23 protein-coding genes are annotated in these 23,959 nt (G+C 47.8%); 20 read left to right on the top strand and 3 right to left on the bottom strand.

The genetic code is table 11. The annotated features are described in order from the left end of the window. The first annotated feature begins 19 nt into the window (after positions 1–19). Genes NSB28_RS03660 through NSB28_RS03645 form a run of 4 tightly spaced genes read left to right on the top strand, consistent with a single transcriptional unit; the run spans position 20 to position 2,911 of the window. On the top strand, positions 20–1,231 hold the full coding sequence (locus tag NSB28_RS03660; protein ID WP_109624150.1) for an ATP-grasp domain-containing protein: 1,212 nt from the start codon (positions 20–22) through the stop codon (positions 1,229–1,231). Next, the gene (locus NSB28_RS03655; RefSeq protein ID WP_109624151.1) at positions 1,232–1,594 is read left to right on the top strand and encodes a transporter; all 363 of its coding nucleotides are present in this window, start codon (positions 1,232–1,234) and stop codon (positions 1,592–1,594) included. Further along, on the top strand, positions 1,587–1,931 hold the full coding sequence (locus NSB28_RS03650; RefSeq protein WP_109624152.1) for an EamA family transporter: 345 nt from the start codon (positions 1,587–1,589) through the stop codon (positions 1,929–1,931). Before NSB28_RS03655 ends, NSB28_RS03650 begins: the two co-directional genes overlap by 8 nt. An 11-nt stretch (positions 1,932–1,942) precedes the next feature. Beyond that, entirely contained in the window at positions 1,943–2,911 is a 969-nt protein-coding gene (locus tag NSB28_RS03645; RefSeq protein ID WP_109624153.1) for a glycosyltransferase family 2 protein, read from the top strand. On the opposite strand, the gene NSB28_RS03640 is transcribed toward NSB28_RS03645, so the two are convergent. Both NSB28_RS03640 and NSB28_RS03635 read right to left on the bottom strand, forming a co-directional pair. Then, positions 2,852–3,412 carry a chromate transporter gene (locus NSB28_RS03640; protein WP_207708124.1) on the bottom strand — a complete coding sequence of 187 codons (561 nt, stop codon included), beginning with the start codon at positions 3,410–3,412 and terminating at the stop codon, positions 2,852–2,854. The genes NSB28_RS03645 and NSB28_RS03640 overlap by 60 nt on opposite strands. Continuing rightward, positions 3,409–3,990: a chromate transporter gene (locus tag NSB28_RS03635; RefSeq protein ID WP_109624154.1), complete on the bottom strand. Its 582-nt coding sequence runs from the start codon at positions 3,988–3,990 to the stop codon at positions 3,409–3,411. Before NSB28_RS03635 ends, NSB28_RS03640 begins: the two co-directional genes overlap by 4 nt. Before the next feature lie 166 nt (positions 3,991–4,156). On the opposite strand from NSB28_RS03635, the gene NSB28_RS03630 reads away from it, so the two are divergent. Both NSB28_RS03630 and NSB28_RS03625 read left to right on the top strand, forming a co-directional pair. Beyond that, positions 4,157–5,104 carry a LysR family transcriptional regulator gene (locus NSB28_RS03630; protein WP_109624155.1) on the top strand — a complete coding sequence of 316 codons (948 nt, stop codon included), beginning with the start codon at positions 4,157–4,159 and terminating at the stop codon, positions 5,102–5,104. A 64-nt stretch (positions 5,105–5,168) separates the two neighbouring features. Further along, positions 5,169–6,269, top strand: a complete 1,101-nt coding sequence (locus tag NSB28_RS03625) for a glycerol dehydrogenase (protein WP_109624156.1) — start codon at positions 5,169–5,171, stop codon at positions 6,267–6,269. A gap of 25 nt (positions 6,270–6,294) precedes the next feature. Here NSB28_RS03625 and NSB28_RS03620 read toward each other — a convergent pair whose 3' ends face one another. Further along, positions 6,295–7,170, bottom strand: a complete 876-nt coding sequence (locus NSB28_RS03620; RefSeq protein ID WP_109624157.1) for an AraC family transcriptional regulator — start codon at positions 7,168–7,170, stop codon at positions 6,295–6,297. Positions 7,171–7,224: 54 nt separating this feature from the next. Here NSB28_RS03620 and NSB28_RS03615 point away from each other — a divergent pair, with 54 nt between their 5' ends. The 14 genes from NSB28_RS03615 (at position 7,225) to NSB28_RS03550 (ending at position 23,922) form a co-directional block, all read left to right on the top strand. Next, positions 7,225–7,356 (top strand): hypothetical protein, encoded by a 132-nt coding sequence (locus tag NSB28_RS03615; RefSeq protein ID WP_257497438.1) that lies wholly within the window; start codon positions 7,225–7,227, stop codon positions 7,354–7,356. Between the two features lie 623 nt (positions 7,357–7,979). Next, complete coding sequence (locus NSB28_RS03610) at positions 7,980–9,392, top strand: MATE family efflux transporter (RefSeq protein ID WP_109624158.1); 1,413 nt, start codon at positions 7,980–7,982, stop codon at positions 9,390–9,392. A gap of 309 nt (positions 9,393–9,701) precedes the next feature. Further along, positions 9,702–10,130: a DMT family transporter gene (locus NSB28_RS03605; protein ID WP_109624159.1), complete on the top strand. Its 429-nt coding sequence runs from the start codon at positions 9,702–9,704 to the stop codon at positions 10,128–10,130. Positions 10,131–10,235: 105 nt separating this feature from the next. Then, positions 10,236–10,925 (top strand): helix-hairpin-helix domain-containing protein, encoded by a 690-nt coding sequence (locus tag NSB28_RS03600; protein WP_187374108.1) that lies wholly within the window; start codon positions 10,236–10,238, stop codon positions 10,923–10,925. Positions 10,926–10,940: 15 nt separating this feature from the next. After that, entirely contained in the window at positions 10,941–11,630 is a 690-nt protein-coding gene (locus tag NSB28_RS03595; protein ID WP_109624161.1) for a response regulator transcription factor, read from the top strand. Positions 11,631–11,721: 91 nt separating this feature from the next. After that, positions 11,722–13,143: a sensor histidine kinase gene (locus NSB28_RS03590; RefSeq protein ID WP_109624780.1), complete on the top strand. Its 1,422-nt coding sequence runs from the start codon at positions 11,722–11,724 to the stop codon at positions 13,141–13,143. A gap of 12 nt (positions 13,144–13,155) precedes the next feature. Continuing rightward, positions 13,156–14,223, top strand: a complete 1,068-nt coding sequence (locus tag NSB28_RS03585) for a GerMN domain-containing protein (RefSeq protein ID WP_109624162.1) — start codon at positions 13,156–13,158, stop codon at positions 14,221–14,223. Further along, positions 14,220–16,469 (top strand): DNA internalization-related competence protein ComEC/Rec2, encoded by a 2,250-nt coding sequence (locus NSB28_RS03580; RefSeq protein ID WP_109624163.1) that lies wholly within the window; start codon positions 14,220–14,222, stop codon positions 16,467–16,469. The genes NSB28_RS03585 and NSB28_RS03580 overlap by 4 nt, the downstream gene beginning before the upstream one ends. A 310-nt stretch (positions 16,470–16,779) precedes the next feature. Next, positions 16,780–17,784: a deoxyguanosinetriphosphate triphosphohydrolase gene (locus NSB28_RS03575; protein ID WP_109624164.1), complete on the top strand. Its 1,005-nt coding sequence runs from the start codon at positions 16,780–16,782 to the stop codon at positions 17,782–17,784. A 12-nt stretch (positions 17,785–17,796) separates the two neighbouring features. Next, positions 17,797–19,566, top strand: a complete 1,770-nt coding sequence (gene dnaG, locus NSB28_RS03570) for a DNA primase (RefSeq protein WP_109624165.1) — start codon at positions 17,797–17,799, stop codon at positions 19,564–19,566. A 59-nt stretch (positions 19,567–19,625) separates the two neighbouring features. Continuing rightward, complete coding sequence (gene rpoD / locus NSB28_RS03565) at positions 19,626–20,705, top strand: RNA polymerase sigma factor RpoD (protein WP_109624166.1); 1,080 nt, start codon at positions 19,626–19,628, stop codon at positions 20,703–20,705. Between the two features lie 19 nt (positions 20,706–20,724). Beyond that, positions 20,725–21,429 (top strand): tRNA (adenine(22)-N(1))-methyltransferase, encoded by a 705-nt coding sequence (locus NSB28_RS03560; protein ID WP_109624167.1) that lies wholly within the window; start codon positions 20,725–20,727, stop codon positions 21,427–21,429. Further along, on the top strand, positions 21,416–22,204 hold the full coding sequence (locus NSB28_RS03555) for a Nif3-like dinuclear metal center hexameric protein (RefSeq protein WP_109624168.1): 789 nt from the start codon (positions 21,416–21,418) through the stop codon (positions 22,202–22,204). Before NSB28_RS03560 ends, NSB28_RS03555 begins: the two co-directional genes overlap by 14 nt. Positions 22,205–22,266: 62 nt before the next feature. After that, complete coding sequence (locus NSB28_RS03550; RefSeq protein ID WP_109624781.1) at positions 22,267–23,922, top strand: uridine kinase family protein; 1,656 nt, start codon at positions 22,267–22,269, stop codon at positions 23,920–23,922. The last annotated feature ends 37 nt before the right edge of the window (positions 23,923–23,959 follow it).

Here is a 23,959-nt window from a genome sequence, read left to right as displayed (position 1 = left end):
TCTGTAAGGAGATATAGACATGAAGAAAATTATGGTACTGGGCGCTATCTATGCTCAGGTTCCGCTGATCGAGGCTGCAAAGCGGCTGGGATATCATGCGGTGGCTGCCAGTATTCCGGGAGATTACCCTGGATTTGCGGCGGCGGATGAATGCTGTTATGTGGATATCACAGATCCCGAAGCTGTGGCAGAAGAGGCGTGCAGGCTGCAGGTGGACGGCGTCACTACATGCGGAATGGATACAGGTATCGTTGCCATGGGCAGGGCATGTGATAAACTGGGACTTTGCGGGATATCACAGCAGGCGGCGGCAGCGGCTTCTAATAAATATATGAGTAAAAAAGCATTTGTGGAGGCAGGAGTGCGCTGTGCAGATTACCGCGTTGTAAAAAATGAAGCTGATCTGGAGAGCGCCCTTGACAGTCTGGGACTTCCGGCAGCTGTTAAGGCAGTGGACCTGATGGGTAGCCGCGGTATATACAGGTGCAATACACGTGAGGAAGCTCATGCTGCTTTTGTGAAAGTGATGGATGAGACAAGACAGGAGTACTGTCTTGTGGAGGAATTTATAGACGGGCTTTTATTTGGCGCCGACGGCATGTTTTCTGAGGGGAAGCTGGTGTTTCTGCTCCCCTTTGGAACAGAAGCTTATATGGGGGGCCAGGTGGCTACTCCGGTGGGACACTGGGCGCCATTCGAATATCAGGATATGCTGGAAGAGATCAGGGCGCTTGTAACAAAGGCCGGAAATGCTCTCGGCATCCAGAATGGCCCCTTTAACTGTGATCTCATGCTCAGGGATGGCAGGGTATATCTGATAGAAATCAACGGCCGCCCCGGAGCTACATGTATCCCTGAGATCATCAGCAATTATTATGGGTGCAATTATTATGAGGTTATCTGCAGGCAGGCTGCGGGTGAAGATGTGAGCGGCTTTTTCCGTCTGGACGGCAGGGTTCCTTTTGCCAGTATCTCCCATATAATCGGGTCTGACAGAAATGGGATACTCAGGGAGATCAGGAATAATAATGAGATGGCAGATGATATATGCGATCTTACGTTTGGCGCAAAAACAGGGGACCGGGTCAGCCGGTACCAAAATGGAAGGGACAGGCTGGGGCAGGTCATTATAAAAGGAAGTACTCTGGAAGAGTGCCGGAGACGTATGGCAGAGGTAATGGACAATATCGAGCTTGTAATAGATGGCGGGTCTGAAAGCCTGGGTGATTAGATGGTAAAAAAAATAAATTCCAAAATGAATCTGAAACTTTTCCTGGCCCTTCATGCCAGCCTTTTGTTTTCCTCGCTGGGAGGAGTGGCTTCTAAAATGGCTGCCAATGAAGAAATGTTTTCGCTGTCATTTTTTATCTGGTACGGGCTTGTGCTTTTTATCATGTTCGGCTATGCTCTTATCTGGCAGCAGATCTTAAAGCATGTCCCTCTGACAGTTGCCTTTTCCAATAAACCGGTGGGGCTTGTATGGGGAATGGTGTGGGGGACCCTGTTCTTTCAGGAAGTGATCACCTGGAAGATGATTCTGGGGGCTGCCATTATTTTCGCGGGGATATACCTGGTGGTGACTGGCGATGAATAATATGACATATTCAGTAATATTGCTGCTGGTTTCAGTTTTTATCTCAGCGGTGTCCCAGATACTTTTAAAGAAGGCCACATACAGGCATTACGATACGAAACTCAGGGAATATTTAAATCCTTACGTGATCATTGCCTACGGGATGTTTTTTGTATCCACGATCCTGACAATGCTGGCACTGAAGACCGTGCCTCTGTCTATGCAGCCGATGCTGGAATCTACCAGCTACATCTATGTTTCCGTCATGGGATATTTTCTGCTGAAGGAGAGATTCTCAAAGAGGAAGATTCTTGGAATATGCGTGATCCTGCTGGGGATTTTCGTCTATTCCGTTTAGGAGGAAAAAACATGTTGGTATCTATAGTAATACCTTGTTATAACAGCGCCAGGACAATAGGGGACGTGGTCAGGCTGACTGTGGAAGAATTTGAAAAAATACCCGGCTATGAATGTGAATTTGTGCTGGTCAATGATTATTCAAAGGACAATACTTTTGAGGCAATTACCGCCCTCTGTGAACAATATCCTTTTGTGAAGGGGATCAGCCTGTCGAAAAATTTCGGACAGCATAATGCCATCATGGCAGGCCTGCATTACACAGAGGGGGAGTATATCATAGGGATGGACGATGATCTTCAGACACACCCCTCACAGATACATAAGCTTATAGAAAAGATAAGTGAAGGGTATGATGTTGTATTCGCCCGTTTTGCGGAAAAGAAATTTGGATTTATAAAGAAAATTACAAGTAAAGCGGCGGGTTTCCTCACGTGGCATATGATAAAGCGGCCTAAAGGTGTCAGCGCCAGCAATTTCTGGATATGCGCCAGATTTGTGAGAGATGAGATCGTAAAATATACGAATTATAACCTGTACCTGCAGGTGCTTTTCTACAGGACTACAGGGAGCGTGGCGAATGTGGAGGTTGAACATTTTGAAAGGGAAGAGGGAAAGTCAAACTATACATTTAAGAAGCTTCTTACATTATGGCTGTCCTGTCTGAACTATACTGTTGTGCCTCTCAGGATCTCCATGATACTGGGATGTCTGTTTGCAGGCGGCGGCTTTATAGGCGCCCTGGTCGTCCTTATCAGAAAGATCATGGACCCGGCTATCCCCATGGGATGGTCCTCCGTAATGTGCGCAATGTTCGTATTCTTTGGGATCGTCCTGCTTATGCTGGGGATCATTGGGGAGTACCTGGGCAAAGCGATCCTGAACCTGAACAATACTCCCCAGTATATAGTGAGGACTGAGTTAAATGTAAAGAAAGCCTCCCAGGATTCCGCAGATGACCATGAGCAGGATGGGATTTAGTTTCCACTTCCTCATTGCAAAGAAGGCACCCAGGAACAGGAAGACAGATATCACATCCAGATCCTGTATGGCTTTATAGTCCGAGGTGCCGCAGAAGGTGAGCAGAAGTATTACAGCGGCAGCTGACATGATAAGGCCCAGGGAAGCTGCTTTCAGGCTGTTCAGTATTTTTGGTATGTAATAGGAGCCGCTGTGCTTCTGGAAAAATGAGTCAAGCAATAGAGCAATGACAACTCCGGAGATGATACAGCCCAGGGTGGCGGCAGCGGCACCGGGCAGGCCGGCGGCCTTCAGACCCACAAAGGTGGAGGTATTGACGGCCAGGGGCCCCGGGGTCATCTGGGAGATTGTAATGATATCGGCAAAGACCTTTTCAGTCAGCCATCCGTATTTTTCAACTACCTGTTCCTGGATCAGAGGAATGATGGCATATCCTCCGCCTATGGAGAAAAAACCTATCTGCCAGAAGGCATAAAATAATTCTATCAGACGTTCCGTCAAAATTTTTTCCTCCTTTTTTCAATTAAAGCAGCAATAAGGCTGCAAAGACAGCACAGGAGCAGCAGGACTGCCACATTGATATCCAGAATGAAATTTGCCAGGAAAACAGCAGGCACCATTAATGTGAGCAGTTTTGAGCGCTGCTTTATAATAAGCGCATACATTTCCAGGACAAGGTCCGCGATAAGCGCCGCCACACCTGCCTGCATCCCCTTCAGCACTGCAGCTATAATAAGATTAGAAGCAAAGGCGGTGTAAAAAGTAGATATGACTGATAAAATAATAAGGGGAGGGAGTATAGCTCCCAGACAGCAGAGAACAGCACCGGCGGCTCCGCATATGCGCCAGCCCGTCAGAGCGGCCAGATTGACGGCAATGGCCCCGGGAGAGGACTGGGAGACTGCAGCGATGTCCATCAGTTCGTCTTCGCTGAAATATTTTTTCTTCTGAACAAAGTATTTTCTGACCATGGGCACCACCACATATCCGCCGCCAAATGTAAAAGCGCTGATAAAAAAGTGGATGCATGTCAGCCATAGGAGAGTACGCAGATTATTCTGCCTTTGTTTATTTTTCATGAGAAATTCCTTTCTGTCGTTTTGGCATGTAAATCCCTGGTTGCAGTTCGGCTGTCGACCTGTAATATTCCCTGCCATCCATCTACTATAAAGCTTGTACACCTATTTGTAAAATGATATAATTTTATAAAATCCATGAATTTATTTCATGATAGGAGGAGATCAGATGACATTGCGGCATCTTCAGATTCTGAGGGCTGTGGCTGATAACAGGAGTTTTACAAAAGCAGCTGCGCAGCTATATATCACACAATCGGCTGTATCCCATGCAATTAAGGAGCTAGAGGAAATGGCGGGGACAGCTCTTTTTGACAGAACATCAAAAAAGGTCTGTCTTACAGCATGCGGAAGGCTGCTGCTGCAGGAGAGCCTTCCGGTCCTGTCATCCTGCGAGAGCCTGGAGAAGAGGATGAAGGAGCTGGAAAAAGACACTCCGGTCAGGCTTGCATCCAGCATCACCATTGCAGGGTTCTGGCTGCCCGGGATAATCAGGAAAATTCAAGAGAAGCATCCCGGAATCAGGACTGAGGTGGAGGTAGTAAGCGCCTCAAATGCAGTAAAACTGCTGGAAAAGGGAGAGGTGGATGCCGCTCTCATAGAAGGCGTGATCCCGGAAGGGCCATATGAGAGCTTCACATTTGACTCCTACAGTCTGAAGGCTGTCTGTGCTCCCGGATATATACATGAGGACTGTGATGAGAGCAGAAAAAGCAGGGATACAGCACGCGTGGAGGGATCTCCCCGGCAGAAAACCATCAGTCCGTCTGCTCTGTGCAGAGAAAAGCTCCTGTTAAGGGAAAGGGGCAGCGCTATCCGGGATGCATTTGACAGCGCCATGCTTTTGAAAGGGTGCACAGCCCATCCCGTCTGGGTCAGCGTAAATTCTCAGGCCCTCATAGAGGCAGCAAGGGCAGGCCTTGGAATCACATTCCTTCCGGATATACTTGTTGAAAAAGAGATGAGAGAGGGAAGTCTTGCAGAAATACAGATAGAAGGGATCAGCCTGAAGAACGAACTTCATGTTATATACCACAAAGATAAGTACCTTACCGTATCATTTCAGGAACTGCTGCTTATGATAAAAAGTATCAGTCATCCCGCGGCTACCGTTTAAACGGATAGTGTGCTATAATATATCCTGTGGACAATAAATTGGAATGATTAGAAGGAGGATTAAAATGGCAGCTATTATAGGAAGCCCAAGCAGATACATACAGGGAAAAAGTGAATTGAAGAATCTTTGCAGCCATGCTGCAAATTACGGAAAATCTTTGTTTGTTCTTACAAGCCCATCCGGAAAAAAGAGAGTTGAGCCTGCAATCAGTGAAGGGCAGAAGGGAACAGAGACAGCAGTAGTGTATGAAGCATTTAACGGAGAATGCTGCATGACAGAGATCAACCGTGTGGCCGCAGCATGCAGGGCGGCAAATTGTGATGTAATCGTTGGAGTGGGAGGCGGCAAGATCCATGATACGGCTAAGGCGGCAGCATACTACCTGGGAGTCCCTGTAGTGATAGTTCCGACCATCGCATCTACAGATGCACCCTGCAGTGCGCTGTCTGTAATTTATACAGATGAAGGTGTTTTTGAAAGATATCTTTTCCTGCCGTCCAGCCCCAATATGGTCCTTGTGGATACAGATGTGGTAAGCAGGGCCCCAGCCCGTCTGCTGATCTCAGGAATGGGAGATGCTCTTGCCACATATTTTGAAGCCAGGGCGTGCCAGCGGTCAAATGCGGGGAACTGTGTCGGAGGAAAACAGACTCTGGCAGCTATGTCACTGGCAAAGCTCTGTTATGACACACTGCTTGAAAATGGTGTGAGCGCAATGCTTGCGGTGGAAAACAAGGTCTGCACAAAATCAGTGGAAAATGTTATAGAGGCGAATACATATCTTTCAGGGATAGGTTTTGAGAGCGGCGGTCTTGCCGGAGCCCATGCTATCCACAACGGACTGACTGCAGTTGAAGAGACCCACAGCCTTTATCACGGGGAAAAAGTTGCGTTTGGAACACTTGTACAGCTGGTTCTGGAGAACGCAGATACAGAAGAAATAGAAACAGTCATTGATTTCTGCATATCAGTTGGCCTTCCTGTCACACTTGCCGGGCTGGGAATAAAAGAGGTTAAGGAAGAACAGATCATGGAGGTTGCAAAACTGGCATGCTCACCAGACGATACACTGGGCAACATGCCATTTGAGGTTACTCCGGAAGATGTATACGCAGCCATCATGGGGGCAGATGCCCTTGGCAGGTATTATACAGAGGAAATGTAAGAAAACGCTTCAGTAAAATCCAGAATCACAGGGGGCTGTTCTTATATTGTGACGGGGCAGCCCCAAAATGCTTTTTAAACAGCTTGCTGAAATGGTAGACGTCCTCATACCCTACCAGAGATGCGATCGTCTGTATGCTTTCAGACGGGTTTGCCTCCATCAGCTCTCTGGCCTTCTCCATGCGGAGGTCGATCAGGTAGTTGATGGGGGTGTCACCTGTCTCAGACTTGAATATCTTTGAGATATAAAAAGTGCTCAGATACATATTCCTTGCTATCTGGTCAAGGGATATTTTTTCATGGTAATGCTCATCCAGATACTGGATAATCTGTTTCACAACATATTTCTTGCCCGTGGACTCAAAGACGCAGCCCTCAGACGGTGCGAGGGCGTCCCTGGTGCCTGTTGAATCTATCTGTTCGCGCACAAGCAGAAGGAGCAGCTGCATCAGATATGATTTCAGCATGAAATACCGTCCGGGCCGGCATGTCTTATATTCTTTCGTCATCGCATTGCATATCTTAAATACTTCCTGTTTCAGGATACCGTCCATTGTAAAATGACACCGCCCGTTAGCCAGTGTAAAGTGGTTTTTTTCCATCCCCTTAAAATGGATATTGGTGAAGGACAGATAACATTCAATAGCATGGTTGTCGGGATTCAGGATCAGGCTTTTGTGGTATGTACCAGGATTTAATATGATCAGATCCCCCTCTTTCCCCACATACCAGTTCCCGTCTATAAAATATCTGGCCTGCCCCTTCATAATAATAGCCAGCTCAATAAAATCATGGCAGTGATAATTCTTCTCATCCTCCGTCCGCGCCAGCTGGGAAATAAAAAGAAAAGTAGGGTTCAGGTCTTCATATGTCAAATCATATTCATATTGTTTATTATTCATTATTCGTCACCTCATTTAGAATTTCATTATATCGTTTTTTGGGGAAATGCTCAATTGTTAATTGAAAAAAATGTGGGAACGCTGTTAAAGGGTAACGGGACGCTTTGTGCGGGAGGCAGTGAGCCGTCAGGAAGGGGAGCGGTGGGGTTCGTTGTTCTGTCCGACCGCTGCGGAGTGAAAATCTAAGGCTCCGTGCCCCGCTCGAACCGCAAAAAGCGGCCGGAAACTCGGTGCGCTTGCCGATGCAACCGCCCCTCAGACAGCTCCGGCCTCGAGTGCAAGCACTCGTTTTTGCTGACCGCGGGTCCCACAGCCTAAGATTTTCATCTTCCTCACTATAGTCCGCCACAACGAACCCCACCGCTCCCCTTCCTGACGGCGCCAAGTTTACTGGCACAAAGCTGACTGTTATAAACAGGCTATGGCTGAGAATTAATGCAGCCAAGTATATTCTGCCCCCGGGTAGTTATCCATACAAAGGTGTTCCGGGAATCCTCAAAGGTAGTGGTTTCACCTATGCCCCAACCTCATTGCGGGAGCCAGCTTTGCACCGAAAAACTTGGCATCAGCGGGAGGGTTCGGACTGAACCACGAACCCTCCCGCCCGCTGATTCACAACCTATAATGCAAAGCGTTCTCCCCCTTTCAATCTCCTAAACTACCACGTCATCAAAGCGCTGTACAAAATAATACATGCAATGTACAAGAAATTACATTTTACTTTTTTTTGAGGAGACTATAATAATCAAAAGAATGAAGCAAGGGATTTAAATGTTGTATTCGGAAATAAAAGGGAAGGATGAGCAGAAATGACAAAAAATTTAACCACCGGGCAGCCGGCAAAGCTTATTGTGCTGTTTACTATTCCGCTGCTGATAGGAAATCTGTTCCAGCAGTTCTACAGTATGGCTGACACCCTGATTGTAGGCCGTACCATCGGCGTCAATGCGCTGGCAGCCGTAGGATGTACGGGAAGCATCACGTTTTTTATACTTGGATTTGCGCAGGGACTCAGTTCCGGGCTTTCTATTATAACGGCCCAGAGATTCGGGGCACAGGATGAGGAAGGGATACGCAGGAGCGCAGCGGCTAGTATTATGATCAGCCTTTGTGTCACCATTATCCTGACAGCTCTGGCCATACCTCTTACTATGCCTCTGCTGAGGATGCTGCAGACTCCGGAGGAGATCATCGGGGATGCATATCAGTATCTGGTGATCATTTTCATAGGGACCGGGGCCTGTGTACTGTTTAACCTGCTCTCCAACCTGGTGAGGGCGCTGGGGGATTCAAGGACGCCTCTTTATTTCCTGGTGATCGCCTGTGTGCTGAACATAGGGCTGGATTTCCTCTGTATCCTGGGATTTAATATGGGAGTGGCAGGGGCTGCTTGTGCTACGATTCTGGCTCAGCTGGTTTCAGGCATACTGTGCATCGTCTATATTAAAAAGAAACTTCCTCTGCTGTGGCTCACCAGAGATGATTTCAGGATAAGAAGATGGGAGATAGCAGTGCACCTTAAAGTAGGGCTGCCCATGGCTTTCCAGACATCCATCATTGCCATTGGTTCTCTGATCCTCCAGTTCGCACTCAATGGTCTTGGGGCAGTTTCAGTGGCAGCTTACACGGCAGCACAGAAGATAGATATGCTGGCAACTCTGCCTATGTCTTCCTTTGGCACCACAATGGCAACATATGCGGCCCAGAACTATGGAGCACAGAAATATGCCAGGATCAGGAAAGGTGTATTCCAGTGTGCCGTTATCTCAGTCAGCTTTGCCGTTGCCATGGGGCTGGTCAATACCTTCGCAGGATACCAGCTGGTAGAGATTTTTGTGGGAGGAGGCCAGAAGCAGGTGCTTTCACTCGCTGAGGTATACTTAAGAGTCAACGGAAGCATGTATTTTGTATTATCACTCCTGTTCATTTTCAGATTTACACTCCAGGGCCTGGGAAAAGGACTGGTGCCTACTATAGCGGGCATAATGGAACTTGTGATGAGGGCATTTGCAGCTGTTGTGCTGGCCGGTGCATTTGGATTTGCCGGCGCGTGCTGGGCAAATCCCCTGGCATGGCTCGGTGCCTGCGTACCGCTGGCAATAGCGTACATTATCACACATAAAAAAATGCCGAAGCAGGATTTGGATGTTATGAGTCAAAACTCCTGCAGCAGGCAGACAGGATATCAAACCTGCAGCGCAGCAGAGCAGCGGGGGATTTGACCCTCGCTGCATTCGCCAAATGCACATGCAGGCATGTTCACTTGGCTTATTGCTCGCGGGAATAAACATATTCAATCCGGGGATACTAGTATAACGCCCAGCAAATACCTTTATGTTTCGCTGGCCTGATTTCCCGATAGCACAGGCGCAAAAGCCTCAGCGTAGCCCGCTACGCCTGCGTTTTTGCACCTGCACTCTCGAAAAATCATTCTCACCGAACCATAAAGGTATTTACTTTGCGTTATACTAGGAAAAAATGCAGATACGGATAATCGCAGCTGCAAAAACAAAAGGATTGGAGATGGAAGTATGTTTGGTATTTTAATCGCGCTGCTCTCTGGTGCGCTGATGAGTGTCCAGGGAGTGTTCAATACGGAAGTGACTAAGAACACCAGCTTGTGGGTCTCCACAAGCTTTGTTCAGTTTTCGGCTCTTATTGTGTGCCTGATCGCCTGGTTTTTTACGGGGAGGGAAAGCTTTGGGACACTTCTGCAGGTTCCAAATAAGTATGCGCTTCTGGGCGGAGTCATTGGAGCTTTTATCACTGTGACTGTGATAAAGAGTATGTCTGCCCTGGGGCCGGCAAGAGCAGCTATGCTGATAGTGATAGCCCAGCTGGTGGTAGCTTACGCCATTGAGCTGATAGGATGCTTTGGAGTAGATAAGCAGCCGCTTGAATGGAGAAAAGTGTTAGGTATGGGCATAGCGATAGCAGGTATCGTCATATTTAAGTGGTAAATCGTATAAATTTGCTATTGTAATCGGACAAGTTTTCCGATAGAATAAAGATATATGCATAAGGGGAACTTTGCGCCTTCAGGTGTAAAGGAGGTTATGCAAAAAATGAGTTGGATAAAGAAGGTGCCTTTACTGCTTTTGTGCAGTCTTTTAGCGGGCTGTGAGAGGCAGGGAGGCATAGTGTTTGAAGAAACGGCCGGAGGGCAGCCCAGGGAGGAGGTTCTCTGGACAGAGAGCCTTACGGTCGTGACAGGCAAAGCAGATACAGAAGAGGCAGTGAAGAAGGCCCGGGAAGAGATCCGGAACGAGACGGTCCGCAGCACAGAAGCAGGATCAATATATGTTCATGTGTGCGGCGCGGTAAAACATCCGGGAGTCTATGAGCTGAAAAGCGGTGACAGAGTTTATGAGGCTGTAAAGAAGGCCGGCGGGTTTGAAGAGGGAGCTGCTGAAGAGGCAGTGAATCAGGCTGCCGTGCTGGCTGACGGACAGAGGCTCTATATCTGGGATAAAGAAGAGGCCATGACTCTTGAAGCCGGGGCAGAAAATGCTGCTGCCGGACAGGCTGCTTTGCAGCAGTCCGCAGCGGAGCCGGGAGAGAGTAAGGTAGATTTAAATAAAGCCACGAAGGAGCAGTTGATGGAGCTTCCGGGAATCGGAGAGTCAAAGGCAGAAGATATCATGGCTTACAGGGAAGAGAACGGCGGATTCAGATCAACAGAAGAAATAATGAATATCAAGGGGATTAAGGAAGCTGTCTATTCCAAAATAAAAGACAAAATCGTAGTACAATAAGGAGAATTGAACAGAATGGCTAGGAAAGTATTAGTAGTGGATGATGAAAAATTAATCGTAAAGGGAATCCGTTTCAGTCTTGAACAGGATGGAATGGAAGTAAACTGTGCCTATGACGGCGAGGAAGCTCTGAAGATGGCAAAGGAGAAAGAATACGATATCATCCTTCTGGATGTGATGCTTCCTAAGATGGACGGCTTTGAAGTGTGCCAGCAGATAAGAGATTTTTCGAATGTTCCGATCGTTATGCTCACAGCTAAGGGAGATGACATGGACAAGATACTCGGGCTGGAATACGGGGCCGATGATTATATAACAAAGCCATTCAATATTCTTGAGGTAAAGGCAAGGATAAAAGCCATCATGCGCAGGACAGAGCGCAAAGCTGCAGCAGAGGAGCAGCATAAGATTGTGGAGGTGGGAGACCTGGTCCTGGATTGTGAAGGTAGAAGGGTCAGCATTGCGGGAAAAGAAATAAATCTGACAGCAAAGGAATTTGATGTACTGGAGCTGCTGGTGTTTAATCCGAATAAGGTCTACAGCCGTGAAAACCTGCTGAATATCGTCTGGGGCTATGAATATCCGGGGGATGTCAGAACTGTGGATGTACATATCAGGAGACTCAGGGAAAAGATAGAAGAAAATCCCAGCGAGCCGAAATATGTACATACGAAATGGGGAGTCGGGTACTACTTTCAGCATTGAGAAACCAGGGACGAAGGGCGAATCCTTTCGTCCTTTTGCGTCTGAGCAGCGCGGATCAGTAAGGGGAAAATAAGTGAAAAAGTATTTTAATATGGAATTTATAAAGAAGTACGGGAAAAGCCTCCAGTTCAGGATATTTATAATATTTATCCTGGTGGGCGTAGCGCCGATCATAGTACTTAAGTTCGGCATACTGCATAATTTTGAAGAACAGACACTGCAGCAGCGGGCCAACATGGTCCAGAATCAGTGCCTGTCCATAGCAGATCAGCTCAGTGACTCCCAGTACATAAATGGAAGCCACTCGCAGACCATTGACATGCAGCTCTCACAGCTGGCAAATCTCTATGGAGGCCGTATTGTCATCGTGAACAGGGAGTTTACAATTATTAAAGATACGTTTGGGCTTGATGAGAAAAAGGTGATCGTATCAGAGGAGGTCATAAAATCCTTTAAGGGCGAGGATACTATGAACTATAACAGAAAAAATGAGTTCATAGAGATGACAGTACCTGTGAAAGATGCAGTCACAAAAGAGATGATAGGTGTCATGATCGTGAGCATGCCCACAGAAGATATCCAGGTGAGCAAGGATGTGCTCAGCCAGAAGGTGTTTATGCTTCAGCTGGGGATGGGGCTGGTTATCCTGGCAATAGCTTTTTATGCTTCCAGAATGCTTGTTAAGCCATTTACAAAGGTTACGAAATCATTGGAGGAAGTATCCGGCGGATTTTCAGAGGAGGACATCTCTATCCCTGATTATACAGAGACACAGCTGCTGGCCGAGGCTTATAACCAGATGCTTGTGAGGATGAAGGCACTTGATGATTCAAGACAGGAGTTTGTGTCGAACGTATCGCATGAACTGAAGACTCCCATAACTTCCATGAAAGTGCTGGCGGATTCCCTTCTCATGCAGGGGGACGCGCCTGTTGAGCTGTACAAGGAATTTATGGCTGACATAGCTGAGGAGATCGACAGGGAAAATAAGATCATAAATGACCTGCTTTCACTTGTAAAAATGGATAAAAAAGCAGCTGACATCAAGGTTGAGGAAAAAAATATCAATGAGCTTCTGGAGCTTATTGTAAAGCGTCTCAGGCCCATAGCGGACCAGCATGAGGTTGAGCTTATACTGGAGACATTTAAGCCTGTGACAGCGCAGGTTGATGAGACAAAGCTCTCTCTTGCCATATCTAATCTGATAGAAAACGCTGTCAAATACAATAAAGAGGATGGCTGGGTGAGGATCTCGCTGAATTCAGACCACAAGTATTTTTATGTGAAGGTGGAGGATTCAGGACTGGGTATACCGGAGGAAGACCAGGAGCATATATTTGAGAGATTCTACAGAGTAGACAAATCACATTCAAGAGAGATCGGGGGCACGGGCCTTGGCCTTGCAATCACCAGAAGCGCGATCCTGATGCACAGAGGCGCAGTAAAAGTATACAGCAAAGAAGGCGAGGGGACTACATTTACAGTAAGGATCCCCCTCTCATATACACCATAACAGGAGCGAAGCATGAAAAAGATAATATGTTTATTGATAGCCGCCTTCATTGCCATATGTCTGCCGGGCTGTGAAGAGTCAGCCAGTGAGAAGGGCGGGTATCAGGTATACTATACGAATAAAGACGGGACAAAGCTGACACATGAAGGATATACTCCCAAAGGTCAGAGCGACAATGAGTTAATTAAAGAGCTGATCGACAGGATAGCCACGTCCCCCTCATCGTCAGAGCAAAAGAGCGCCAAACCGGAAAATGTAGTATGTACAGGATTTGTACTTGACAACAAGCTGCTGACATTAGAATTTAACAGTGCATATAAAGAGATGGATAACATCTCAGAGGTACTGTTCAGGGCAGCGGCAGTAAAGACACTTGTGCAGCTGCCCTGTGTTGACAAGGTAGCTTTCAACATAGAGGGTAACCCGCTGCGTGACTATGTTGACCAGCCGGTGGGAGCTATGACGGCAGATACTTTTATAGACAATCAGGGACAGGGGATCAATTCTTACCAATACGCGTCTCTCCCTCTTTATTTTGCAGATTCTTCAGGACAGAAGATCATGAAGGAGATGCGCAATGTCCATTATTCCAGCAATACTGCTCTGGAGCGTGTGGTGCTGGAGCAGCTCATCAAGGGACCGGTGAACAGCAGGCTGCAGGCAGTGATGCCTGCTGATACGAAAGTGCTTTCTGTAACAGTAAAAGGGACAAGCTGTACTGTAAACTTTTCCGGGAGCTTTAATAAGGGAATTGACGGAAAAAATGTCCAGCCTGATGCAGCACTTTATTCTGTGGTAAATTCACTCTGTGATTCATGTAATCTGACAGAAGTAAATATCCAGATAGATGGTGAGAGCCAGATAACATACAGGGATACCATCAGTCTGGAAAACGGGTTTGGGCGGAATAAGGATATTATAGTGGTGGCGGACACGTCACAAAAGGCGGAGGACACTGCGGCTGATGATACGGCCGCTGATACAGGCGGAAGCAGTACAGTGCCTGATCCGCAGGCGGAAACGAGTGTAAGTGCAGATCCCTCAGTAGGGATCGATAAGATTCAGGGAGGGAAAAATTGAGAAAAAGGCCTATGTGTCTGGCCTGCCTCTTACTCCTTCTGGGAATGCTTCTTTTTTCTTCCGGCGCGTCTGATAAAGACGCAGACCGGAAGATATCAGGAAATGATTCTGTCAGTGTGGAAGGGCAGGTCTATAAACGTGAAGAGAAGGCGAACAGCCTTCAGATATATCTGAAAAACATTTCTATTATTCAGCCCGGTCAAACCGGGAGTCAGAATACCAGCCAGCCGGAAAATGCAGAAAATTACGGTGCAATGCTGGAAAAATCCAATTTATTAATCCGTCTTGATAAAAATCAGAATAAAATAAAAATAGGTACATATGTGCGGGCAGCAGGGATACTTAAAGAACCTGAAAAAGCTACGAATCCGGGCCAGTTTGATTTTGCCCGGTATTATGCAGCTAAAGGAATATACTATATCCTGGATGATGCCAGAACTCTGGCGGTCTCCGGCTCATATGACCTTATCCTGGAAACACTCTGCAGCCTCAGAGAGACGCTGGCAAAGAAATTTGATGAAATAGGAGGGGAAGATGCGGGATTTCTGCAGGCCATGCTGCTGGGGGAAAAGTCCAATCTGGAAGAGGAAATGAAAGACCTTTATCAGCTGGGAGGTATCTCTCACATTTTGGCCATATCAGGGCTCCATATATCCCTGCTGGGAATGGCTCTCTATAAGTGGCTCAGGAAACATGGGACAGGCTTTTTATGTGCCGGTCTGATAAGCGGCCTTCTGATGGCTGCATACTGCGTGATGACAGGGTTTGGCGTCTCGGCAAAGAGGGCGCTGCTTATGTATCTTGTCTATCTGGGAGCGCAGATTTTTGGAAGGACGTATGACCTTCTGTCAGGGCTGGCTTTTTCTGCTGTTGTCATTCTTACCGGTTCACCGGAACTTCTTGGGGATGTCTCATTTCTTCTTTCATTTCTGGCTATACTGGGCCTTGGAACACTTCAGCCTCTCATAGCCTCCATATTCCACGTAAATAATAAAATAATCCTGGGTATACTGTCAGGGGCGGCCATCCAGATCATAACGGTGCCCGTGAGCCTGTGGTTCTTTTATGAGACCTCTCTGTTCGGACTGGTGCTCAATCTGATCGTGCTGCCCCTGCTGCCTCTTGTGCTGGCCTTCGGGGCCGCCGGAGCTGCGGTTGGTTTTATCAGTATAAAAGCGGGGATTATCTGCTTTGCTCCCTGCCACTATCTGCTGAAGCTGTATGAACTTCTCTGCCGTCTGGCTGCATCACTTCCGGGTTCCCGGATTGTTCTGGGGCAGCCTGAAATATGGCAGCTGTTTGTTTACTACGGGCTTATCGCAGGACTGTTTCTGGGGGCGCGAATATACGGCAGGTTCACGGACAGTTCCCGCGTCCCCGGATGTCTGGGAGGAGCTGCCTTTCTGGCTGCTTTGGGCACAGTTCTTGTGCTGGATACCTCATCAGGGCTCAGGATAACATTTCTGGATGTGGGACAGGGGGACGGCATTTGCATACAGTCGGATACAGGAAAGGTTTATTTTATAGACGGCGGAAGCAGCTCTGAGAAGTCTGTGGGTAAATACAGGATCATACCCTTTCTTAAGTATTACGGCATCAGTTATCTGGATGGGCTGATACTGACCCATGGGGATGAGGACCATATAAACGGAGCCAGAGAGCTGATAGAAGGAAAGGAGGGAATAGGGATCGGCTGTCTTATACTGCCTGATGTGAGTACTGATGATGAGATTTACAGAGAACTTGAGAGTTTGGCGAAGGAGAGGAGGATTCCTGTACAGTATTTAAACAGCGGCATGAGTATACAGGAGAAGGACGGCCTTTCTCTTGTATGTCTTCACCCTGCAGCAGGGTATAAAGCCTCGTCCAGAAACGGGGAGTCATCAGTTATCATGCTGTCATATGGAAGCTTCCGGGCGCTCTTCACAGGTGATCTGGAAGAGGCGGAGGAGAGGATGCTGCTGAGACAGCAGGCATTTTCCAGAGTTGATGTTTTAAAGGCAGCCCATCACGGGTCAAAGAATTCTACAACGGATGAGTTTCTGCAGGTGACAAGACCTGAAGCAGCAGTGATCTCATGCGGTGAGGGAAACAGATATGGACATCCGCACAAGGAGCTTCTTTTAAGACTGGGAGAAGCCGGCTGCCGCTCTTATCTGACAAAAGACCTGGGAGCCGTGCAGGTAGTGACAGACGGAGATAGGTATACCTTGTCGTGCGGAGCACGCCCATCCGGGAGGATGTGAATTATGGGATGCACGGAGGTGTATACCTTGTCGTGCGGAGCACGCCCATCCGGAAGGATCTGAATTATGGGATGCACGGAGGTGTATACCTTGTCGTGCGGAGCACGCCCATCCGCAGGATTAAATTATGGGATGCACGGAGGTGTATAAAATTTTTGGAAAAATAAAGGAAAATAAATTTTTTTGCAGAATATAATAATAAAGGCAGAAGTTGGTTATGAGGCATTAGAAAATTATTATCCGCGGAACCGCGCTTTTATCGGAGCCGTGAATAGCAGCATTAAAAATACTGGTAGGGAGGAATGGCGCTATGACGATACGTGAGATGGCTGAGCTTCGGGAAGAGGAGTATTTCAGCCCGTTTGCATCACTGAGCAGGAATTCAAGGGGCAGGGATGTCTTTGAAGAACAGTGTGACATCCGCCCTGTATATCAAAGAGACAGAGACAGGATACTGCATTCTAAGGCTTTTCGCAGGCTGAAGCATAAGACACAGGTCTTTCTGACCCCCCAGGGGGATCATTACAGGACGCGCCTCACCCACACACTTGAGGTGTCTCAGACAGCCAGGACGATTGCCAGGGCTTTGAGAATGAATGAAGACCTGACAGAGGCCATAGCTCTGGGACATGATCTGGGGCATACACCATTTGGCCATTCAGGGGAAAGTGCGCTCAATGAAGTCTGTCCTCTGGGATTTACACACTTTGAGCAGAGCCTGAGGGTGGTGGAGCTTCTGGAAAAGAAAGGCAGGGGGCTGAACCTGACCTGGGAAGTGAGGGACGGCATATTGAACCACAGGACAGCGGGCAGCCCAAGTACGCTGGAAGGAAAGATCGTCCGTCTCTCTGACAAGATAGCCTATATAAACCATGACATCGACGATGCCGAACGTGCGGGAATTTTAACGGAAGAAGAGATTCCACTGGAATATCGGAGGATTCTGGGCTATACTATTCGTGAACGCTTAAATACGCTGATACATGATATTGTGCGAAACAGCGAGGGCAGGCCGGACATCATCATGTCTCCCCACATGGAAAAAGCCATGCAGGATCTGAGGCATTTTATGTTTGAGCATGTCTACAAAAATCCAAAGGCAAAGAGCGAGGAATCTAAGGCCAAGAATATGCTCAGAGAGCTCTATGGCTATTACAGCCGCCATTTGGATGCCATGCCCGCTGAATATCTGGAGCTTATAGACAGAGGCGAAGCAGAAGAGCGGGTCGTTTGTGACTACATAGCCGGGATGACAGACCAGTATTCAATGGCCAGATTCAGCGAGCTGTTCATCCCAAAAGCATGGCAGTATTAAGGAGAGACATAAATGTATTACCCAGAAGAACTTGTAGAAGAGATAAGAGAAAAAAATGATATTGTGGATGTGATTTCAGGGTATGTGAAGCTGCAACGAAAAGGGAGCTCTTATTTTGGGCTGTGCCCGTTCCATAATGAGAAATCCCCTTCATTTTCTGTCAGCCCCGGAAAGCAGATGTACTACTGCTTTGGCTGCGGCGCAGGAGGGAATGTATTTACTTTCATAATGGAATATGAGAATTATTCCTTTCCTGAGGCGCTGAAATTCCTGGCTGAGCGGGCAGGGGTAACTCTGCCTGAGCAGGAGTATTCTGCAGAGATGAGGAAACAGCAGGATCTGAAAGGGCGCATACTGGAGCTTAATAAAATGGCTGCCAAGTATTTCTATTACCAGCTGCGGACAGAGAATGGAGCCCAGGCCATGGAATACCTGAAAGGACGCCGGCTTTCAGACGAGACGATCAAGGGATTCGGGCTGGGATATGCAAACAAGTACAGTGATGACCTGTACCGGTATCTGAAAAAACAGGGCATATCGGACGAGCTGCTCAGAGAATCAGGACTGATGAATGTGGACGAGCGTCACGGCATGTATGATAAATTCTGGAACAGGGTCATATTCCCCATCATGGATGTGAACGGCAGGGTGATCGGATTCGGCGGCCGTGTTATGGGGGACGGAAAGCCCAAATACTTAAACTCTCCGGAGACAAAGGTATTTGACAAGAGCAGAAACCTCTACGGGCTGAATATCGCCAGAACCTCCAGGCAAAAGAATCTGCTTGTATGTGAGGGATATATGGATGTGATTTCCATGCATCAGGCAGGCTTTAAGAATGCAGTGGCCTCTCTTGGCACAGCGCTCACCACGCAGCATGCCAGCCTGCTGAAAAGGTATACCGACGAGGTGATCCTCACCTATGACAGTGACGCTGCAGGCACAAAAGCCGCCCTCAGGGCTGTTCCCATCCTGAAGGCGGCAGGGATAGCTGCAAGAGTGCTGCATATGGATCCGTATAAGGATCCTGATGAGTTTATTAAAGCGGAAGGTGCAGAAGCATTCCAGGAGAGGATAGATAAAGCAGAAAACAGCTTTATGTTTGAAATATCTGTACTGGAAAAAGAATATGATATGAAAGACCCTGAGGGCAAGACCTCATTTTTTAACGAGACGGCGAAAAAGCTGGCAGCGTTTGAGGTGGAGCTGGAGAGGGAAAATTATATTGAGGCCACGGCTGCCAAATACCATATCGGCTTTGATAATCTGAGAAAGCTGGTAAACAGGATGGCGCTGCGGGGCGCTGCGGCAGCAGAGAACACGGTTGTACGGCCAAGACGGCAGGCAGAGGTGAAGGATGACGGAATGCAGAAATCCCAGCGGCTCCTGCTCACATGGCTGATTGAAAACCCCTCTCTTTTTAAGACAGTGAAAGAGTATATCGGTCCAAAGGATTTTACTACAGAGATGTACAGGACAGTGGCTGAAATGCTTTTTGAGCAGTATGAAGGGGGCGAATTGAATCCCGCCAAGATCATAAATCATTTTATGGAGCCGGAACAGCAGAGGGAAGCGGCGGCGCTGTTTAATACAAATATAAGAGTGGAGACAAAGGAGGAACTGTCAAAAGCAGTCAAAGAAACAATTGGAAAAATCGTGCAGAACAGCATCGAATATCAGACGGCTCATTTGGACCCTGCGGATTTAGCCGGACTTCAGCAGATAGTCATGAGCAAGAGACGTCTGCAGGATCTTGAAAAGCTGCATATTTCCCTGGATTAGGGAAAGAATACAGGATAAATGAGAGTGAAACGCCGGGATGGTGCTACGGAAGGAAGGTAATGGCAGTGGAAGAACAATTAAAGACCTTACTGGAATATGCAAAAAAACGAAAGAATGTATTAGAGTACGAAGAAATCTTTAATTTTTTCCCCAGACAGGACTGGAGTGAGGAAAAATGTGATAAAGTTCTGGAGTTTTTAGAAGAGCACGGCGTGGATGTTTTGCAGGTTAATGAAGAGGTGCCGGAATTTCTGGAGGAAGAAGAGGAGATCGTCCCGGAGGAGATAGATCTGTCTGTCCCGGAAGGAGTCGGCACAGATGATCCTGTGCGCATGTATCTGAAGGAGATAGGCAAAGTTCCGCTGCTGACTCCGGAGGAGGAGACGAGACTGGCGCTTTTGATAGAGCAGGGGGACGAGGAGGCCAAAAAGCGGCTGGCGGAATCGAACCTTCGTCTTGTGGTGAGTATAGCGAAGAGGTATTCAGGAAGAGGGATGCAGCTTCTGGACCTTATCCAGGAAGGAAACCTGGGCCTTATTAAAGCTGTCGATAAATTTGACCATCAGAAAGGGTTTAAATTCAGCACTTATGCTACCTGGTGGATACGCCAGGCCATCACAAGGGCTATCGCCGACCAGGCCAGGACGATCAGGATCCCTGTGCATATGGTTGAGACGATCAACAGGGTGACAAAAGCCTCCAGGCAGCTGCTGCAGGAGCTGGGAAGGGAACCCAGTTCTGAGGAAGTAGCTTTGGCAGTGGGGCTTTCTGTTGACAGGGTACAGGAGATCAGGAAAATTTCCCAGGAACCAGTATCACTGGAGTCGCCTGTGGGTGAAGAGGAAGACAGCCATCTGGGAGATTTTATCAGGGACGATAATGTGCCTGTTCCTGCTGAGGCTGCGGCGTTTGCACTGCTCCGGGAGCAGCTGGGAGAGGTCATGGACACTCTTACAAGCAGGGAGCGGAAGGTCTTAAGCCTCCGGTTCGGGCTGGAGGACGGAAGGGCCAGGACATTAGAAGAAGTTGGAAAAGAATTTGAAGTAACCAGAGAAAGGATCCGTCAGATTGAGGCTAAAGCGCTGCGGAAGCTGCGCCATCCAAGCCGCAGCCGCAAGCTGAAGGATTTTCTGGAATAGACAGGGAGTTATCATTAAAATGCAGTTATCAAAAAGACTATTGTCCGTTGCTGGTATGGTAACTTCCGCAAGATGTCTTGCGGATGTGGGCACGGATCACGGATACATACCGATATATCTGGTGGAAGAAGGAAGAGCGGCGGCAAGTATCGCCATGGATGTGAACAGAGGACCGCTTGAAAGGGCAGAGGCAAATATAAGGAGCCATGGACTCTCATCAAAGATCATGACGCGCTTATCTGACGGGGTGCAGGCCCTGAAGGAGGGGGAAGCGGACTGGGTAGTGATCGCAGGGATGGGCGGAGGACTGGTACAGAAGATCCTCCGTGAAGGACGTGACGTGCTGGAGGGTGTGGAACGTATTGTCCTCCAGCCGCAGTCCGGGCTGGAGGAAGTGAGAAGATTCCTGTATGGAAACGGGTATGAGATAGAGGATGAAGAGATGGTGCTGGAGGACGGAAAGTATTACCCTATGATGAGGGTGATGCATGCCCGGCAGGAGGGCAGCCTCTCTGATCTGGAGTTCATGTATGGACCTGTCCTGTTAAGAAAAAGGCATGAATGCCTTTTTAAGTATCTGGAATGGGAGCAGGCTGTCCTGGGCAATGTGCTGCAGGGGCTTGTTGGCAGAGATGGAGAGCCGGCCAGGGCAAGAAAATGTGAGATAGAAGAAAAGCTGGCATGTGCAGCAAGAGCGAAGGAGTGTTATTATGAAATGCGGTGATCTGATTGAGAAGCTGGAGGAGAGTTTTCCGCTGTCTTATGCCGCAGGCTGGGATAATCCAGGGCTTATGGCAGGACGCAGGGAGAAAGAGGTAAAAAGGGTCTATATTGGGCTGGATGCCACGGATGAGGTGATCCGGGATGCCAAAGAAAAAGGGGCGGACATGCTGCTGACACATCATCCCCTGTTATTTTCACCTGTCAGAAAAGTAAATACTGACGATTTTACCGGCAGAAGGCTGGTAGAACTGATTCAAAGTGATATATCCTGCTATGCCATGCATACAAATTATGATGTGGCAATGATGGCTCCTCTTGCCTCCCGGATGCTGGGGCTTCGGGATGAAGAAGTGCTGGATATCACCTGCACCAATGAAGTGACAGGGGAGCCTGAGGGATTTGGCAGGACAGGATGGCTTCCTGCGCCTGTGACTTTGAAGGAATGCTGTGAGCTTGTCAAAAGGGTCTTCGGGCTTGAACATGTGATCCTATACGGGGATGAAGAGAAGGTTGTCAGCAGGGCAGCTGTATCGCCGGGTTCAGGAAAAAGCATGGTGCAGCCGGCCATTTGGACAGGTGCGGAGGTACTGATCAGCGGAGATTTCGGACATCATGAAGGGATTGACAGCATGATGCAGGGTCTTGCGGTGATAGATGCCGGTCATTACGGGCTTGAGCATATATTCATCAGCCAGATGGAGGAATATATGAAGAAAAATCACCCTGATCTGGAGGTGTATTTGGAGCCTGTCAGGAATCCATTCAGGATCCTTTAAGAATATAAGAGGGGAGGAACGCGCTATATATGACAGATATAAATAAGACATCTGAGGCAGGTATGGTACAGGTCATGATAGAGGGCCAAAAAAAGAGCTATCCCGCAGGGACACCGTACTATGATATTGCCAGGGAATACCAGCCTGGAAAAGTAAATGACATAGTGCTGGTACTGGAGGATAACAGGCTGAGGGAGCTGGGAAAGACTCTTACCCAGGACTGCACCCTTACTTTTCTTACAACGTCTGATAAAGAAGGGTTTAATGCCTACAGGCGGAGCATGACATTGTTGCTGCTTAAGGCGCTGTACCATGAAGGAGGCCATGAGAACATAGAAAAGGCCTGCATCCATTATGCGGTAAGCAGCGGTTATTACTGTACTGTAACGGGCAGTCTTGAGGTGACGGAGGAGCTGCTTAAAAAGGTTAAAGCCTATATGCTGCAGCTGGTTGAAAGAGCAGTTCCCATAGTGAAGAAAAGTGTTAATACAGATGACGCCATCTCTCTTTTTAGAAAATATGAGATGCATGATAAGGAAGAGCTGTTTCATTACAGACGAGTTTCAAAAGTAAATATTTATGATCTGGACGGCTTTGAAGATTATTTTTACGGGTATATGGTTCCCGACACTTCATACCTGAAGTATTTTGACCTCTGTCTGTATGATGAGGGATTTGTGCTTCAGATGCCGTATATGAACAGTCCGAGGGAGGTGCCTTCATTCAATCCCCGGTCCAAAATATTCAATGTGCAGAAGGAATCCCTGAAATGGGGGGAGATGCTGGATATTACCACAGTATCTGATCTGAACCAGTACATTGTACACAGGGACATAAGGGAGCTGATCCTGATCCAGGAAGCGCTTCAGGAAAAGAAGATAGGAGAAATGGCGGCAATGATTGCGGCGCAGCCGGATAAAAAGATTATCCTGATCGCGGGGCCGTCGTCATCAGGCAAGACTACATTTTCCCACAGGCTGTCCATACAGTTATCAGCCCACGGCTTAAATCCTCATCCTATTCCAGTTGATGATTACTTTATAGACAGGGATAAGACTCCTCTTGATGAGCATGGAAAACATGATTTCGAATGTCTGGAAGCTCTGGACGTAGAACTTTTTAACAGGGATATGAAGGATCTTCTGGAGGGCAGGAGAGTAGAGCTGCCGGTTTATAATTTCAGAACGGGTAAGAGAGAGTACAAGGGAAGGTATAAGAAGCTTGGAAAGGATGATATTCTTGTGATCGAGGGCATCCATTCCTTAAATGACCAGATGTCACATGCACTTCCGGCAGAGAGCAAGTTCAAGATATATATCAGCGCCCTCACACAGCTGAATATTGATGAACACAACAGGATACCCACAACAGACGGGCGGCTGCTGAGAAGGATCGTGCGTGATGCCATGACAAGGGGAACACCTGCAAAAGGGACGATCGCTATGTGGTCTTCAGTGCGCAGGGGTGAAGAAAATTATATATTCCCCCATCAGGAAAATGCGGACATTATGTTTAATTCAGCCCTTGTCTATGAGCTGGCGGCCCTGAAGATCTATGCGGAGCCACTTTTATTTGGGATCGGCAGGGATGAGCCGGAATACAGAGAGGCGAAGAGGCTTCTTAAATTCCTGGATTATTTTGTGGGGATTCCAAGCGAAAGCATACCCATGAATTCCATACTGAGGGAATTTGTGGGCGGAAGCTGCTTTAAAGTATAAGGGGAAAGGTAACTATTTGGCAGATCTGTGGATTTAC

It is taken from the genome of Murimonas intestini (assembly GCF_024622195.1).
GTDB lineage: Bacteria > Bacillota > Clostridia > Lachnospirales > Lachnospiraceae > Murimonas > Murimonas intestini.
Note: the sequence above shows the minus strand (reverse complement) of the source record. Positions and strands in the feature narration are given on the sequence as shown.

What these genes read in the sequence shown, in the direction of transcription:
- NSB28_RS03645 (WP_109624153.1), top strand. Translation starts at nt 1,943, where the DNA reads ATGTTGGTATCTATAGTAATACCTTGTTATAACAGCGCCAGGACAATA.
- NSB28_RS03625 (WP_109624156.1), top strand. Translation starts at nt 5,169, where the DNA reads ATGGCAGCTATTATAGGAAGCCCAAGCAGATACATACAGGGAAAAAGT.
- NSB28_RS03630 (WP_109624155.1), top strand. Translation starts at nt 4,157, where the DNA reads ATGACATTGCGGCATCTTCAGATTCTGAGGGCTGTGGCTGATAACAGG.
- rpoD (WP_109624166.1), top strand. Translation starts at nt 19,626, where the DNA reads ATGGCAGTGGAAGAACAATTAAAGACCTTACTGGAATATGCAAAAAAA.
- NSB28_RS03590 (WP_109624780.1), top strand. Translation starts at nt 11,722, where the DNA reads ATGGAATTTATAAAGAAGTACGGGAAAAGCCTCCAGTTCAGGATATTT.
- NSB28_RS03575 (WP_109624164.1), top strand. Translation starts at nt 16,780, where the DNA reads ATGACGATACGTGAGATGGCTGAGCTTCGGGAAGAGGAGTATTTCAGC.
- NSB28_RS03585 (WP_109624162.1), top strand. Translation starts at nt 13,156, where the DNA reads ATGAAAAAGATAATATGTTTATTGATAGCCGCCTTCATTGCCATATGT.
- NSB28_RS03660 (WP_109624150.1), top strand. Translation starts at nt 20, where the DNA reads ATGAAGAAAATTATGGTACTGGGCGCTATCTATGCTCAGGTTCCGCTG.
- NSB28_RS03635 (WP_109624154.1), bottom strand. Translation starts at nt 3,990, where the DNA reads ATGAAAAATAAACAAAGGCAGAATAATCTGCGTACTCTCCTATGGCTG.
- NSB28_RS03620 (WP_109624157.1), bottom strand. Translation starts at nt 7,170, where the DNA reads ATGAATAATAAACAATATGAATATGATTTGACATATGAAGACCTGAAC.
- NSB28_RS03595 (WP_109624161.1), top strand. Translation starts at nt 10,941, where the DNA reads ATGGCTAGGAAAGTATTAGTAGTGGATGATGAAAAATTAATCGTAAAG.
- NSB28_RS03650 (WP_109624152.1), top strand. Translation starts at nt 1,587, where the DNA reads ATGAATAATATGACATATTCAGTAATATTGCTGCTGGTTTCAGTTTTT.
- NSB28_RS03555 (WP_109624168.1), top strand. Translation starts at nt 21,416, where the DNA reads ATGAAATGCGGTGATCTGATTGAGAAGCTGGAGGAGAGTTTTCCGCTG.
- dnaG (WP_109624165.1), top strand. Translation starts at nt 17,797, where the DNA reads ATGTATTACCCAGAAGAACTTGTAGAAGAGATAAGAGAAAAAAATGAT.
- NSB28_RS03600 (WP_187374108.1), top strand. Translation starts at nt 10,236, where the DNA reads ATGAGTTGGATAAAGAAGGTGCCTTTACTGCTTTTGTGCAGTCTTTTA.
- NSB28_RS03605 (WP_109624159.1), top strand. Translation starts at nt 9,702, where the DNA reads ATGTTTGGTATTTTAATCGCGCTGCTCTCTGGTGCGCTGATGAGTGTC.
- NSB28_RS03550 (WP_109624781.1), top strand. Translation starts at nt 22,267, where the DNA reads ATGGTACAGGTCATGATAGAGGGCCAAAAAAAGAGCTATCCCGCAGGG.
- NSB28_RS03655 (WP_109624151.1), top strand. Translation starts at nt 1,232, where the DNA reads ATGGTAAAAAAAATAAATTCCAAAATGAATCTGAAACTTTTCCTGGCC.
- NSB28_RS03610 (WP_109624158.1), top strand. Translation starts at nt 7,980, where the DNA reads ATGACAAAAAATTTAACCACCGGGCAGCCGGCAAAGCTTATTGTGCTG.
- NSB28_RS03560 (WP_109624167.1), top strand. Translation starts at nt 20,725, where the DNA reads ATGCAGTTATCAAAAAGACTATTGTCCGTTGCTGGTATGGTAACTTCC.